Genomic DNA, 14,838 nt, shown 5'->3' with positions numbered 1-14,838 from the left:
TCCGTTCTGTGTCCTTGGTAGTTTGGCGGCAGGTCCCCAACACGAGTAGGATACGATCGAAAGACGGAAACCCCAGCGAAAGATGATGACTGCACGAGCGCCCAAAGACTCGCAGAAGAATCACCGCGAAAATATTTCCGCAGATCCCGATGTCGCTGTCGTCGGCGGGTCGGCGGCGGGATTTTTCACGGCATTTTTGCTGGCGCGTGAAGGCGTGTCCGTGCGCGTGTTCGAGCAAAACGAGACGCTCGACCCCGAAGCGCGCACGCTGATCGTCACCAGTCGCATGAAGGATCTGCTGCAAGAGGCGGGATCGGCCAGCATCGTCAACGAGATTCGCAAATTCGAGCTTTTCACCGACGGCCGCGCGGCGACGATCCATCTGGATGCGCCTGATCTGATTATCGAGCGCGCAAAATTGATTCGTTCGCTTGCCGAATGGGCGGAACGCGCGGGCGCGAAGATCCATTTCGCGCGAAAATTTCGCGGCCTTACGCCGGATGCAAATGGCATCACGCTTGAGATGCAGCAGCCAGGAGAAGAAACCACGGAGAACCTTTCGGCGCGTGTCGTCGTCGGCGGAGATGGAGCGGCGAGCCGCGTGGCGCAGTCCGCGGGCTGGCCGAGACTGGAGACGGTTCCGCTGGTTCAGGCGATTGTGCCTTTGCCGAAAGATATGACGCCGGACACTGTGCGCGTCTGGTTCGTCCCCGACGATACGCCCTATTTTTACTGGTTGATACCGGAATCTGCCGAGCGCGGCGCGCTCGGATTGATCGGCGAGGTTGGCTCCGAAGCACGCAGGCATCTTGAGGCGTTTCTGCTGAAGCGAAAACTCGATGCCGTCAGTTTTCAAGGCGCACGAATCCCGGTCTACCGCAACTGGGTGCCCATGCGAAAAAACCTGGGCGGCGGAAGCGTTTTTCTTGTCGGAGATGCGGCGGCACAGGTGAAAGTAAGTACGGTGGGGGGAATTGTCACGGGGCTGCGCGGAGCGGCAGGCGCCGCGGAAGCCATCCTGGGCGGCGGTTCGAGCGCGGAGCTCCGGCAATTGCGCCGCGAACTTGATCTGCATCTCCTGATTCGGCGTGCGATGCATCGCTTTACGCAGGATGACTACAGCCGTCTGGTCGATTCGCTGAATGCGCCGGCCAAACGTTCGCTCAGCCGCTATTCGCGCGACGAAGCGCTCAAGGTCCTCTGGCGCGTTTGCATCAGCCAGCCTCGGTTGATTCTCATGGGTCTTCGCGGCCTGCTGACGAGCGGGCGATTTGCGAATCGCGCGGACTTTTAGGCCCTCGCGCATGTATTTTCTTGGGCTCTCCGCGCTGACTCACGACTCATCCGCCGCATTACTTGGCGACGGCGGCTTTTCCGCAGCCATCGAAGAGTCCAAACTGCTACGCGCGCGAACAGCGGCAGGAATTCCGCGAGCCGCCATTCAGTTTTGCCTCGAACGCACTGGCGTCGCTTGGCGCGAAATCGGTGCGGTCGGCGTTGCCAGCCGCCCATGGACTTCCTGGGCGCGGCGCGCGGCGTTTCGAGCGCGCTACCTGCCAGTGGCTCCGGTCGCGAGCGCCTATTACCAAGGCAAGATTTTCGGCGAGCTTTCGAGCGAACTGAACAATCTGCGCATTCTTTCCTTGCTTTCTGGCGAAGCGCGAGTTCGTGTTTTGGCTTTCGATCATCATTTTTGCCATGCTGCAAGCGCGTTTTTCGCTTCGCCATTCGATCGCGCGCTGATCCTCACGCTCGACGAACAGGGCGACGGTGCCTGCGGCAGCATTGCGATTGGCGAAGCTGGGCGAGTCCGCATCGAGCGTACGATTCCGTTTCCGCACTCTCTTGGCTGGATATATTCGCAAGTGACCGAGTTGCTCGGGTATCGCCCGCACGAGCATGAGCACAAGACGCAGTGGCTCAGCCTGACCGCTGAACCAGCTTTTGTGGATGTTTTTCTACGCATGCTGCGAAGTTCCTCCAGCGCTTTTCCAAAGCTGGATTCTTCCTATTTTCAGCGGGGATTCCCAGGCCGTCTGGCCTTTTCTCCCAAATTTTACAAGCAAGTCGGGGTCGCACCGGAAAATCAGGCACAAACCGACGAACGCGCTCGGGCGGCTCTGGCAAGCAGCTTGCAAAAGGCCTGCGAAGTCGTTGCAACGGATCTGGCGGAATCGCTTCGCAAGCGCTACGCCATCGGCAATCTGTGCCTCGCGGGCGGATTATTCTTGAATCCGCTTCTGGTTTCCGCACTCGAAGGAAACGCTGGATATGAAAATGTTTTCGTCCAGCCCGCGGCGGGAAACGAAGGAACAGCACTTGGCGCAGCCTGGCTCGCGCGCAGCGAAATCGAAGGCGAGGCCAAAAACAGGCCGGATACGTTGCCTCATCTCTATCTCGGCCCTTCGTATTCAAATGAGGAAATCAAACAGGTGCTGGACAATTGCAAGGCGAATTACGGCTGGCTTTCCTCCAATGCGCAGCGTATCGCGGAAACGGTGCGGCTCCTCCTGGCCGGAAAGATTGTGGCGTGGTTTCAAGGCGCCGCTGAATTTGGCCCGCGCGCGCTCGGAAACCGCAGCCTGCTCGCTTCGCCCTGGGCACCCTACGCGAAAGAAAACTTGAACGATTACGTCAAGCACCGCGAACCGTTTCGCCCATTCGCGCTGTCCGTACCGGAGGAAGACGCTGAAAAATATTTCGAATTCTCCGGAGCGGCGCGATTTATGGCAGCGATGGGCCGCTTGCGTTCGGAACATCGCGGATTGTTTGGAGATTGCGCCCTGCCTGGAAACCTGGTCCGCCTGCACGTCGTCACGCGCGAAGCGAATCCTTTGTTTTGGGGACTGCTCAAAGGATTCGGCGCTGAAGCGCCGGCCCCGGTCCTGCTGAATACCTCGTTCAATCTCTTCAGCGAACCGCTGGTTCTTTCTCCGCGCCACGCGGTGCGAAGTTATTTCTGCTCCGGCACGGACGCACTCGTTATCGGCAGTTTTTTGCTCAGAAAGTCCTAGCGCATCTGGGAATTTTGCATATTTTGCCGTCGTGCGACGCGGGCTAGGAGACGCGGCGTGTCTGCCACGGCTCGACGATGTTCCAACGCTCCCAGACCGCCTTGCGGTCCAGATCGCGCACGCAGAGCTGCCAATCGACGCCCATACGCTCGTCCTGAAAACGATAAAATGCCAGCCGCGAATCCGCACCATCATCCTCGCCTGCGGGGCGTTCGCCAGCGTCCTCGGAAACGCGATATTCGCCAAGCGCATCGGGATCGAGCGAAACCCGGAAGATCATCTTTTCCGCCGTGGGCGTCAGCACGTTCCCTTCGACGCGAACGCCCGGCTCGCAATGCCGTGCACGAAGCACGAGCGACTCGTTTTCGTAGCGCAATTCCAGCGTCGGTGGCAATTCAGACCAGTGCGAGTTCAGCGCGGGCTCAAGATGCAGTTCCCAGAGCACGGTCGAACTGGCGGAGTTTTTTGTGGGATAAATATCCACAACGCGCGTCTGCCATCGCGCCGACTGGCTCTGGGGCAAAAGCTCGGTGAGAGTCACGGCAATGTGGCTGCGCCAGCGTTGAATCTTCACTGAGCTGAGAAAATTTCCGTTCTCGCGAATATATCGGAGTTGCTCCGGACTGGCACCCACCGTTTCGGGCCAGAATCGCTCAGCGAGCCGGAAGCTGAAGATGTAAACCCGCTCGAGTGGCGATGGAGCGGAGTCTCCCACCTTGCGCCGGAAACGTGGGTCTTCCATTTCCTCGAGGATTTCGACGCGCTCGGAGAGAGTGCGAATGGCCTGGGAGTGCTGTTTCAGCAAACGCTCCCAATAGAGCGCAAGAACATAAAACACGAATCCTACGATTACCGCGATTCCCAGCCCCACCCACAGGACATCGAAGATATCCATGAAGTACCCTGGCGTTCCCGCGCGAATTCCTTGAATTCACTGAGCCCGGAATCCCGCGGATTGTACTATCGAATTCTTGCCTGTGCCAGATGGATGAGCGCGGGGATTTTTTCTATTGGCGCGGCGGGCGGATTCATAAGAAAATGAGTCAGTTCCGAATTACGTATTCGGCACTATCACGACCAGGAGACTTTCGTGCGGATTTCGGTCATTGGCGCGGGATATGTAGGGCTTGTCACCGGCGCGTGCTTCGCCGAACTTGGCCATCACGTCCTTTGCACGGATAACGATGCCTCCAAAATCAAGACGCTCGAGGCAGGTGGCCTTCCGATTTTTGAGCCGGGCCTGGATGCAGTGGTGGACCGGAACCACAGGGAAGGCCGGCTCTCTTTTTCCGCCGATCCTGCGAATGCCGTCGCCGAAGGAGATGTGGTTTTCATCTGCGTCGGAACCCCTCCACTGCCGAATGGCGACGCCGATCTGAGTGGCATCGATCACGTGGCGAAGATGATCGCGTCCGAGGCGAAAACCGACAAGCTGATCGTGGAAAAAAGCACAGTCCCCGCGCAAACGGGGCAGCAATTGAAAAAAGTGCTGGAAATCTATGGCCGCGGCAAGACGGTTCGTTTCCGCGTGGCGTCGAATCCAGAGTTTCTACGGGAGGGCACGGCTGTCGGTGATTTTCTGCATCCCGACCGCATCGTCGTCGGTGTGGACGATGAAATTGCGGAAAAAAAGCTGCGTGAGATTTACCAGCCGGTCCTCGAACAGAAATTCCGCTGTCCCGTCCACGATGGCGCCTGTCCAGCGGTGCGCGCGCCGGAGTGGGTGGTCACAACAATCAACAGCGCCGAACTCATCAAACACGCTTCGAACTCATTCTTGGCCATCAAAGTTTCCTACGCCAACATGGTCGCCGACCTTGCCGAAAAACTTGGCGCGAATATCGAAGAAGTCATGCATGGCGTTGGACTCGACCCGCGCATCGGTCCGCAATTTTTCCGGCCCGGATTGGGATTCGGCGGCTTTTGTCTCCCGAAGGATTTGCAAGCCTTCGTGCGCCTTGCCGAACGCAATGGTGTCGATTTCGCTCTGCTTCGCGAAACAGAAAAAATCAATCACCGGCGCATCGACCTTTTCATCGAAAAATTGCGCCAGTCGCTCTGGGTGCTCAAGGGCAAGAAAATCGGCGTGCTCGGTTTAGCCTTTAAAGCCAACACCGACGATATCCGCTTCGCGCCCTCCCTCGAATTGATCAAGCGTCTCCTGCCGGAAGGAGTGCTCCTCGCCGCATATGACCCCCAGGCCATGGAAAAGATCGCCGGCGTTTTTCCCGAGTTGAATTGCGTTGCGAACGCCTATGAAGCAGCGCAGGGCGCGGATGCTTTGCTGATCGTCACTGAGTGGGAGGAGTTCCGCGCGCTGGACTGGAAGCGCATCCACGGCAGTATGGCGCGCCCCTTGGTGCTCGATGGGAGGAATTTGCTTTCGTCGGAAACGATGCAGGCACTCGGCTTCGAATATCGTGCCATCGGCAAGCCGGAGCTTCCCGTGGAAAAATCAGTTTCCTCGCTGGCTTCCTGATTTCGCCTGCTCTTCCGCCATTTTTTTTTCGAAGTACGCCAGCGTCAGCTTCAACCCCTCTTCCAGGCCTACTTTTGGCTCCCAATGCAGGAGCTTCCGCGCCTTGGTGATGTCGGGGCACCGGCGCTTCGGGTCATCCTGTGGCAGCGGGCGGAAAGCAATGGAAACGTGGTTGCCAGTGAGTTCGCGAACGCGCTCGGCAAATTCCAGAATCGTGATTTCCTGCGGATTTCCGATGTTCACCGGCAGGTGTTCCTGGGAGTCGAGCAATCGCAAGATGCCTTCGATCAAATCCGAAACGTAGCAGAAGCTGCGCGTCTGCTTGCCGTCGCCATAAACCGTGATGGACTGGCCGGAAAGCGCCTGGTAAAGAAAATTCGGCAGTGCGCGGCCGTCATTCAGCCGCATGCGCGGGCCGTACGTGTTGAAAATTCGCACGATGCGCGTATCAACACCATGCGTGCGGTGATACGCCATCGTCAGCGCTTCGGAAAATCGCTTGGCCTCATCGTAAACGCTCCGGGGGCCAATCGAGTTCACGTGGCCCCAGTAGGTTTCCACCTGAGGGCTAACTTCCGGATCGCCGTAACACTCCGAAGTCGAAGCCACGAGGAAGCGGCACCTTTTCGCGCGCGCCATTTCCAGTGCATTCAGCGTGCCCAGCGAACCGACTTTCATCGTCTCAATCGGATACTTCAAATAATCGTCGGGGCTTGCGGGCGAGGCGAAGTGCAGCACGGCGTCAATTGGCCCGGAAATGTCGATGGATTGCGATACGTCCTGGCGCACGAAGCGAAACCGCGGATTGTTCATCAGGTGCTGGACATTTGCCTCGGCGCCGGTAATGAGATTGTCGAAGCATGCGACCTCCCATCCGCGCTCGATCATCTGGTCGCACAGATGCGAACCCAGAAATCCTGCCCCTCCGGTAATCACTGCTCGCAATCGATTCTCCATTTAAATCAGCACAAGCCACTTCGGTCTCGCCGCAGACCGGTCCTCATCATAATCGCTCTGCGCTCAATTCTTTCCTGATTCCGCTTGTTGCTTCAGTTGTGCCAGGCTCGGCTCATCCGGCGTCAATCGGTGATTCACGTATACTTCTTTGTCGCCCATTTGCGCCATAAGGAATGTATCCTCTGGCGGCATTCTCACCAGAGCTGCCTGCTTCTCCTCTGGCGGGACGACTAAGAAAACTCGCTCGCCCCCGCGCCACACGGGCCAGAACGTGTGATCATCCAGAAAAATATGCGGCGCGTCCGGATAATAGGAACCGAATTCCAGGCCGTTGTATCGTCCATTGAAAAGGAGGATTTGCTGCCCGGTGTAAAAGCCCACGCTACTGGCGGCATCGTATTCGCCATAGAACGCGATCTTGTCGCCCGGGCGGTAATATTTCATGATGATTTTCGCGAGCGGCTCCGAGGAAAGCCGCGGCGTGAAAACGCCAAGCGCCCAGTTCGCACAAAAGAAAAATGTGCCCATCATGCACGCGAGCGTGATGTCCGCGGCCAGGTTTCGCCCCCGCCGGCGCAAAATCCACGCGCCCACAAAACCAACAAGAATCACGGTCAGTGCCGTGATCGCCTGATGCCGCAAATCCGCAAACGATTGCGGCGTCAAGTCCATGAAGTCCGACATAGCCACGCGATAAAAGCCTGTCGGATGAAGCGCCATCAGCGAAGAAATATCACCCGTGGACGCAATCCCTCGTGAAAGCCAGAGCATCGCGCCGAGCAGTCCCGCAATCAGCACGCCCATGCACGCCAGCGCTCCTTGCACGCGCGGCAGCCAGCGCGCCGCTGCAGCCTCCGCGCGTTCTAGCCCCACGCCGAGCAACATGGCGACCGCCGGCCATGCGCTGAAGCTGTAATACTCCATGCGGCTCTTGGTCCACGAAAAGAAAAGCAAAATAAAGAGTGTCCAGACGCACAGGAGCACCAATGCTTGCGAGCGCTCATCCAATTGCTTGCGCCATTCCCGCGGATGCGGTATCGCGCGAATGCCCGACGGCAAGAACGCGATCCATGGGAAGAACCATACGATAAGCTCGCCAAGCCAGAGCCACAGCGGCACTGCTTCGTAATCCACCGGATAACGCCAGCCCAGCGCCCGAAAGATCTGCTCATTGATGAAATAGAACCAGAAAAAGCCGCCGAAAACGCCGCGCCCGCTGAAGATTGCCGCAATGTGCCACGGTAAGGCGACAATGAGAAAAACGATGGCGCTCGAAATTAGCGGCAGCTTTCGCCATTCTTTCAGGCGGCCCGTCGCCAGCAGAAAGCAAAAAATAATGCCGACCGGGAAGACAAATCCGATCAACGAGCGCGTCAGAACCGAAAGCGCAATCAGCGTGGCCGCCCACCAGTAGCCTTTTCGCCGCGAAATCGTTCCCTGCCAAGCGCGCAGAAACAGATAGAACGTTGCCGTAAAAAAAAACGCGTAAATCGCCTCCGGGATCATGATCCGCGTGAACAAGAAAACGCCCGGCGACGTGCACATCACGAGACCAGCATAGAATCCTGCGCGCGCTCCGAACCATCTTCGCGCGAAGAAGTAAACCATCAGCGTCAGCCCAACGACGGCCAGCGCCAGAGGAAATCGCGTGGCGAACGTGTCGATGCCAAAAACCGCATAGCTCGCCGCGACGAGCCAGAATTGCAGCGGTGGTTTTTCCAGATAACGGATGCCGTCGATGTGCAGGATCACCCAGTTATGGTTCTGCAGCATTTCGCGGGCGGCTACGGCGTGGCCCGCGTCCGAGCTGTCGAGCAGCGGAGGCCATGCACACGTTCCTACGTAAATGCCGATGGAAAGCGCGAGAAGAATCAGTATGGAAAGTCTTCGGCTCATGCCAAGCGAACTATTATCGCCGAATGAAGAGGGCAGAGGAAGCGCCGCGACCAGCTAACCCTGCGCGTCAAGAGGGCTTTCGCATGCCCGCTCGCGGAGGGTACGCCGTGGTATGGTCATTCACGATTCGCCACCCTTCCGGAAATTTGCGGAAAATCAGCGTGAATACGCCTTCGGGCGTGTCGCTCTGCCGGTCGAGCCGGAACTTCCCCACGACGTAAGCCGCATCCGGACAAAGAACGTGAACTTCAATTCCGGAAAATGTGAGGCGCCCCATGGCAGCGCGATCCGGATACGAATGCAAATATCGGTCGAGCACCGCTTGCCAGCCCGGGAAAATTCCCGAGGCACTGACGAACTCCGTCCGCTCGGATTTCCGGTAGCCACCCATGAATCCCCGGATGTCGCCGCGGTTCCACGCCGCAACTTGCTTCTCAAGCACGTCTTTTATGGCGTATGCCTCTGGCGGGGCCGACTGCGCGAAGGCCGGAACCGATGCGGCTCCCAGAGTCGTCGCGAGAATACCCAAACCGACAGCCAGCTTCGTCCATACCCGCATCTTGTTCCTCCCTGCACATTTTGCGTGGGTTCTCAGCCGTGCTTTCGCCCTCGCAGACGCGTCCATTTTCTATCTCAAATCGGCGCCGCATTCCACAGCAAGTTCGGGACACTGGAAGCACGTGCAAACGGGGACCTTAAAAAGAGCGAAGAACCGCTTTGCTCAGAGGCAAAGGTTCTATTTCGAGAGTACCGTCGTTCCATTGGCCTCGGCGAAGCATTTCGCCACAATCAAACTGGTACACGAAACTATGGTAGCAGCCCTCATCCTCGTGATATCCGCGGCCATGATGGCCCAGTTCGTCGTTTTCTTCTGGCGCGCCAACATGGTTCGCGTCGCAGCCCAGCCGGTTTCCGAGCGCCTGCAGCTCGCCGGAGCGGCGTTCCCTAAAGCACTGAATCAAAATGACTTCTCTGTCATTGCGGCCATCAGTCACATGTGCCCGGGGATGGATCCCTCCGACAGCCTCAGCCTGTGGCCTGTTCGCGCCTATTACGCCGCCGTACGCCTCGCGTCCATGCTATCCGGGGCCTTCCTGTCTAGCGGAAGCGGCTGGACACAGCGCGAAATGGCCGCCTGCACGCGCTATGTGGCTGTTTCCATAGATGCCCGCCTGCGGTCGAACCAAGCCTACCTCGCGGAACTGCGTTCTTACTAACACCATAACCATTATTATTATCAATATTTTACGTCTATCGTGGGGACTAACGGTGCCATCTCGCGTGGCAACGAAGATCTTCAGATTCAATATGCCCAGCGCATGAGGATGCCGCCTGTGGTGTAGCCCGCGCCGACGGAAACGACCAGAACGAGATCACCCTTTTTGAGCCTTTTTTCGTTCACTGCGTCGCGCAAGCCCAGCGGAATCGTGGCCGCTGTCGTGTTTCCGTAGCGGTCGATATTGATCATCACTTTCGAGTCATCAAGCTCCAGCCGCTCCTGCGTCGCGCGAATGATGCGCATGTTCGCCTGATGCGGCACGAGCAAGGCCAAGTCGCGGTTCGTGAACCCATTGCGTTCGAGCAGCGTGGCGCTGACGTCGCACATACGTTTCACTGCGTATTTAAAGACTTGCTGCCCTTCCTGATGCACATAGTGCATGCGCTTTTCGACCGTCTCTGCCGACGGGGGATGCAGCGATCCGCCCGCGGGCATGTACAAATTGCAGCCGCCGGAACCATCGATGTCGTTCATAAAATCGATAATTCCTTCTTTGTCGGACTCCGCACGCTCCACCAGCACTGCACCGGCGCCGTCTCCGAAAAGAACGCACGTCGCGCGATCCTTGAAATCGAGGATCGAGGTCATCACATCCGATCCAATCACGAGCACCTTGCGGTGTGTGCCCGCGGCGACAAACTGGCTGCCCACCGTCAGCGCATACACAAATCCTGAACACGCGCCAGAAAGATCGAAACCCCAGGCGTTTTTTGCGCCGATGCGATCTTGCACCAGACAGGCCGTCGCCGGAAACATCATGTCCGGTGTCACCGAAGCCACGATGATCATCTCGATTTCTTCGGCATTTACGTTCTTGGTTTTCAGCAACTCCATCGCTGCGGCCGTGGCCATGTGCGACGCGGCCATTCCGGGATCCACGTAGTGCCGCTCGCGGATGCCTGTGCGCGTGCGAATCCATTCGTCCGATGTGTCCACGATCTTTTCGAGATCGAAATTTGTCATTACGCGCGGCGGCAGGTAACCCGTCACTCCCATGATTTTCGCCGCGATCCGTTTGCCCATAAGATTCCCCCTGCGTCAGCGCAGTCCGCGATTGTACGCAATCCTCGCGAGGACTTCCAAGAAAAAGACTCGCTCACCTCAAGTCGCTCGGTTTATTTCTCTCCCGGCAGGATTTCGTAGCGAAAAGTCAAATCCGCGGTCTTGCGCAGCGTTGCCGCCGCCCCGCAATATTTTTCGAGGCTCAAATGGATGGCATCCTTCACGGCCTTTTCTTCGAGTTTTCCGCGCAGGCGGTAGATCAATTCCAGTTTCTTCCAAACCGTCGGCGGATCCGCCGCACGTTCCCCCTGAATTATAATTTCAAGCGATTCGAGCTTCTGCCGCTTCTTTGCCAGAATCAGAACAATGTCCGTCGCCGAACACGATCCCAATGACGCAAGCATCAGCTCCATCGGTCCCGGCGCGGAGTTGTGCTCGCGATCCGAATCAACCGGCACCACGTGGCCGGAAGGCAGCGTTGCCAGAAATTGTTCCTTTTCCACCCATTTTACAGTTGCCGTCTGGACAGCCATACCATCCTCCTGCAAGAAGCATGCGGAAGATCGAGGCAGGAATCAAGTCTCGCGAGATTAGAGAGAATCGTCGGCTACGCCGTCGGGCGGGACCGATTCCAGAACGGGCTGAGGCCGCTTGCGGATTGCCGCGACGAACAATTCGACAAGCTCGGGGTCAAACTGCGCTCCGGCGCAGCGCTGGATCTCCGCCAGTGCCGGTTCGGCTGCGCGCGCTTTCTTATAGACGCGCGGCGAAGTGATTGTGTCGTACGCGTCAGCGACGCCGATGATTCTCGCGCCCAGCGGGATGCGCTCGCGATCCAGTTGGTCGGGATAGCCCGAACCATCAAAAAACTCGTGGTGATGCTTCACCATTTCGCGCACGTTGCTCAGTTCCACGAGCGGGTCCAGAATCTTCCAGCCGAGAATCGTGTGTGACTTCATCGTCTCCCACTCGTCGGCGTCCAGTGGTCCCGCTTTATTCAAGATATCTTCGGGAATGCCTACTTTCCCGACATCGTGCAACAATCCCGCAAGGCGAACTTCTTCGACTTCGATGGGCTTCAATCCCGCGGCCTGCGCAATCATCGCCGCATAGGTCGAAACCTTCTTCGAGTGCCCGTGCGTGTATTGGTCCTTGGCATCTACGGCGTTAGCGAGCGAAGTCATCATCTCGACGATTGCCGTCGGAAGCCTTTCAAAAGACCCGGCGCGATTTTGTTCATTAAGCGACTGTGAAAATTGCTCGATGCGCCGGTAGATTTCGTCGAATGCTTCCGGGCCAGTGGAAAATTGGCGATGGAGCATTACACCCAGGTACGCCTCCAAGACGTCGCGCTTCCATTTCTTTGAAGCGCCCGGCGCGCGTGTTTCCGCGGTAAACACGGCATTGCCGCCCTGGTGTTTCGACAAATACATCGATGCATCGGCCACCTGAATCAGTTCCTGCGGCGTTGAGCCGTGCGTTGGGAAGCAGGCGATGCCGAAGCTCGCTGTGATGTTCTTGTCGCGAAGCAGTGGATCGGAAGCCACCCAGCTCCGCAGCTTCCCGGCGATTTGCCGCGCCTGCTCGATATTGGTCTCCGGCATCAGAATCACGAATTCGTCGCCGCCGTAGCGCGCCACGACGTCTGAGCGGCGGCAGTTCTGTTCGAGAATCAAGCCGACGCGCTGCAAGACCACGTCGCCTTCCAGGTGCCCGTAAAAATCGTTGACGAATTTGAACCGGTCGAGGTCCATCAACACAAGAGCAAACGGGCGGCTCGCGCGCGTCGAGCGCTTCCATTCCGCTGACAGAGCTTCCATCAGGAAACGGTGCGTCTTGACGCCCGTCAGGCCGTCCGTGATGGCCTGCTCTTGTGCTTTTTGGAACGTAACGGCGTTCTGCAGCGCGCCCGCGAAAAGGTCGGCGAGCGTTCGCAGCAATTGAATTTCCTCGTCGCGAAAGTCCGAAGGTTCGGAGGACTCCGCGTAAAGCACGCCCAGCAAATTATCGGCGCAATTGATCGGCAGGGCGATCGCGGATACAGACGCGGGCAGCAACGGCTGCGGTGTCGTAGGACCGACCTCCCGCACCATCGTCGTTTGCCCGTTTCGCGCAACGATCCCGATCAAGCCTTCGCCCAGCGCGATTCGCCGTCCGACGGCGTCCCGCCGCTTGCCTGCCTCGGCCTGAATCAGCAATTCTTTGGCGGAGTAATCCATCGTGGCGATGCCGAGATGGTCGTAGGTGAACTCGTGCTCCAGTTCTTCGGCAACCTTCGTAAGCATTTCCTCGGGATTCAGCGTCATGATGGCGTGTCCCGAGATTTTGTTCAGCAGAGTCAAGTGGCGCGACTTCTTCTGCTCTTCGGCGAAGAGGCGCGCGTTCTCTATGGCCACACCGGCCTGGCTGGCCAGCAGACGCATCAACTCCATATGGCTTTCGTCAAACATCCGCTCCTGCTTGCTGTGAATGGCCATCACGCCTATGGCGCAGTCATAAAGAATGATCGGAACCCCGCAGAAACTGCCCGCGATGCGCCCGGGGGTCGCGCCGAGCCTGTGAACTTCGGCCGTGAAATTTTCGCGAATCAGCAGCGGCTGCCGTTCGCGAATAATGTACTCCGTCAGGCGGTTCGTGGCCGGGCGCGAATGTTTCTCCTGCCGAACGTTCTCTTCCACCTCCAGCTCATAGCGGATCTGGCCTCGCCGCGTGTCGTTGAGTGCGATATAAAAGCTGCTAACGTCAAACAGCCGGCGCATCTCGCTGTAGATCGTCTCGAGCAGCGCATCGCTGTCGAGCGTCGAACTCATCGCCTGGCCGATGTCGTTCAGGATATGCAGCTCCTCGCTGCGCCGCGATGTCTGCTGGATCAGGTAGCTGTTCTCCACGGCCATTCCGATCTGATAGCCCAGGGCCAGCAGCAGCCGTAATTCCGAAGGCGTAAACTGGCGGTTGTCCGGCGTCCCCAGCAGCAGCACGCCGAGTATGCGCTCCTTGGCCTGCAGGCTGATTCCCACGACCGTGCGCAGATTCTGTGCCAGCAAGAGCTCGCGGATTCGCCGGAACGAAGGCTCGCGCTCCAGCGCCTCCCAGTCTCCATCTCGCGATAGGTCGCGCAACACGACCAGCCCGCCGAGACGCGCTACGAGCTTCACGATGGGATCTTGGAGATTTTCTTCCAGCACTTTGGCGCTGAATGCGTCGGTCAGGCCCGTGGTAACCACGGAAATTGGGCCTTGCGCATCTCCGTAGTGCAGGCAAAGCGCGCCGCTGGGAATTCGCGCCACGTTAAGCACGCGATCCAGCGCCTGCGCCAGCATTTTTTGAATCTCCGCGCCGACAAAACTCGAAGTCGCCAGATTGAGATTTGAGAGCGCCAGCATGTTCCGTTCCACGCGGTGACGCTCTTCCTCATAGACCGCCATCACCATCAGCACGCCGCAGAAAAATTCCGGCACGAGCAGCGGCAGGCGTAGATCGACATTCTCGAACCACGCGCCCCGATTTTGGAAAAGCATCCCGATGGTCAGCAAGCCCCAAACCGCAAACGAGCTTGCCAGCAGAAAATCCGAAGGAGAATCGCGCTTCTTTCCTTCCATCCAGAATACGCGCGCGACAACCAGCAGCAGGAGCGCCACTCCCAGATACGGCGACACAGTGACCCAGCTTCTTACGTCTGCCACAGCCCAGAACGCGCTTAGCACCGCGATTCCCAGCGCAATCGGAAGCCGGAGCGTCGCCCGCGCGTAGATTCGCGCAGATAGCAAGAACAGGAGCGCGGCAATCGTCATCAGCCAGGCTTCGAACGAAGAAGCCCACGCCGACAGCGATGGCCATCCGGCGAGCATTCGCGTCAGCGACGTCAATCCAATAAGCAGCCAGGCCGCGGCCCAGACCAGGAGATAGCCTTGCCGCTTCAGCACGTAGACATACGTAAAGAAAGCGGCGAGAAGAACCGTTCCAGCCAGCAATACCGCTCCCATGATTCCGGTCGAACTCAGCAATTCATAGCTCCCTTAGCACACCGGCGGACCACACGCCCGGAAAAACGCAATTCAGCGCGAGCCGCCGAAACGCAACTCCCAGCTTGCGTTCCGCACACCTTTCCCGACCTGCCTGAGCGTTCCCCGGGCACACCACTGGGAATGCCGCATCCAATGGAAACTATAGAAGCCGCGCCGCGCCTCCGCAACGGTACCGTCGTACTCGCG

General features: G+C 58.2%; 11 protein-coding genes. 4 read left to right on the top strand and 7 right to left on the bottom strand.

The genetic code is table 11. From position 1 onward, the window contains the following. The first annotated feature begins 82 nt into the window (after positions 1 to 82). Both VGR81_10945 and VGR81_10940 read left to right on the top strand, forming a co-directional pair. Positions 83 to 1,294, top strand: a complete 1,212-nt coding sequence (locus VGR81_10945; GenBank protein ID HEV2289459.1) for an NAD(P)/FAD-dependent oxidoreductase — start codon at positions 83 to 85, stop codon at positions 1,292 to 1,294. 10 nt (positions 1,295 to 1,304) lie between these two features. Beyond that, positions 1,305 to 3,014, top strand: coding sequence for a carbamoyltransferase C-terminal domain-containing protein (locus tag VGR81_10940; protein ID HEV2289458.1), 1,710 nt, complete (start codon positions 1,305 to 1,307; stop codon positions 3,012 to 3,014). 43 nt (positions 3,015 to 3,057) lie between these two features. Here the strand turns inward: VGR81_10940 and VGR81_10935 are convergent, their stop codons facing one another. Next, entirely contained in the window at positions 3,058 to 3,909 is an 852-nt protein-coding gene (locus VGR81_10935; protein HEV2289457.1) for a hypothetical protein, read from the bottom strand. A gap of 195 nt (positions 3,910 to 4,104) precedes the next feature. On the opposite strand from VGR81_10935, the gene VGR81_10930 reads away from it, so the two are divergent. After that, positions 4,105 to 5,493, top strand: a complete 1,389-nt coding sequence (locus VGR81_10930; protein ID HEV2289456.1) for a UDP-glucose/GDP-mannose dehydrogenase family protein — start codon at positions 4,105 to 4,107, stop codon at positions 5,491 to 5,493. Here VGR81_10930 and VGR81_10925 read toward each other — a convergent pair. The 3 genes from VGR81_10925 to VGR81_10915 all read right to left on the bottom strand — a co-directional run bounded on the left by VGR81_10925 (position 5,470) and on the right by VGR81_10915 (position 8,905). Beyond that, a complete protein-coding gene (locus VGR81_10925; GenBank protein HEV2289455.1) occupies positions 5,470 to 6,450 on the bottom strand; it encodes a UDP-glucuronic acid decarboxylase family protein in 981 nt (326 codons plus the stop codon). The two genes, VGR81_10930 and VGR81_10925, sit on opposite strands and share 24 nt — an antisense overlap. A 63-nt stretch (positions 6,451 to 6,513) precedes the next feature. Continuing rightward, positions 6,514 to 8,346: a glycosyltransferase family 39 protein gene (locus VGR81_10920; GenBank protein ID HEV2289454.1), complete on the bottom strand. Its 1,833-nt coding sequence runs from the start codon at positions 8,344 to 8,346 to the stop codon at positions 6,514 to 6,516. A 67-nt stretch (positions 8,347 to 8,413) separates the two neighbouring features. Next, a complete protein-coding gene (locus VGR81_10915) occupies positions 8,414 to 8,905 on the bottom strand; it encodes a nuclear transport factor 2 family protein (protein HEV2289453.1) in 492 nt (163 codons plus the stop codon). Positions 8,906 to 9,155: 250 nt separating this feature from the next. Here VGR81_10915 and VGR81_10910 point away from each other — a divergent pair, with 250 nt between their 5' ends. Then, positions 9,156 to 9,563 carry a hypothetical protein gene (locus tag VGR81_10910; GenBank protein HEV2289452.1) on the top strand — a complete coding sequence of 136 codons (408 nt, stop codon included), beginning with the start codon at positions 9,156 to 9,158 and terminating at the stop codon, positions 9,561 to 9,563. 86 nt (positions 9,564 to 9,649) lie between these two features. Here the strand turns inward: VGR81_10910 and VGR81_10905 are convergent, their stop codons facing one another. The 3 genes from VGR81_10905 to VGR81_10895 all read right to left on the bottom strand — a co-directional run bounded on the left by VGR81_10905 (position 9,650) and on the right by VGR81_10895 (position 14,631). Next, a complete protein-coding gene (locus VGR81_10905) occupies positions 9,650 to 10,648 on the bottom strand; it encodes a beta-ketoacyl-ACP synthase III (protein HEV2289451.1) in 999 nt (332 codons plus the stop codon). A 92-nt stretch (positions 10,649 to 10,740) separates the two neighbouring features. Next, positions 10,741 to 11,160: an OsmC family protein gene (locus VGR81_10900; GenBank protein HEV2289450.1), complete on the bottom strand. Its 420-nt coding sequence runs from the start codon at positions 11,158 to 11,160 to the stop codon at positions 10,741 to 10,743. 57 nt (positions 11,161 to 11,217) lie between these two features. After that, positions 11,218 to 14,631, bottom strand: coding sequence for a diguanylate cyclase (locus VGR81_10895; protein HEV2289449.1), 3,414 nt, complete (start codon positions 14,629 to 14,631; stop codon positions 11,218 to 11,220). Positions 14,632 to 14,838: the final 207 nt, after the last annotated feature.

It is taken from the genome of Candidatus Acidiferrales bacterium (genome assembly GCA_035934015.1).
Taxonomy (GTDB): domain Bacteria; phylum Acidobacteriota; class Terriglobia; order Acidiferrales; family UBA7541; genus DAHUXN01.
The sequence above is the reverse complement of the archived record's forward strand: the minus strand, read 5'-3'. Positions and strand labels throughout refer to the sequence as shown.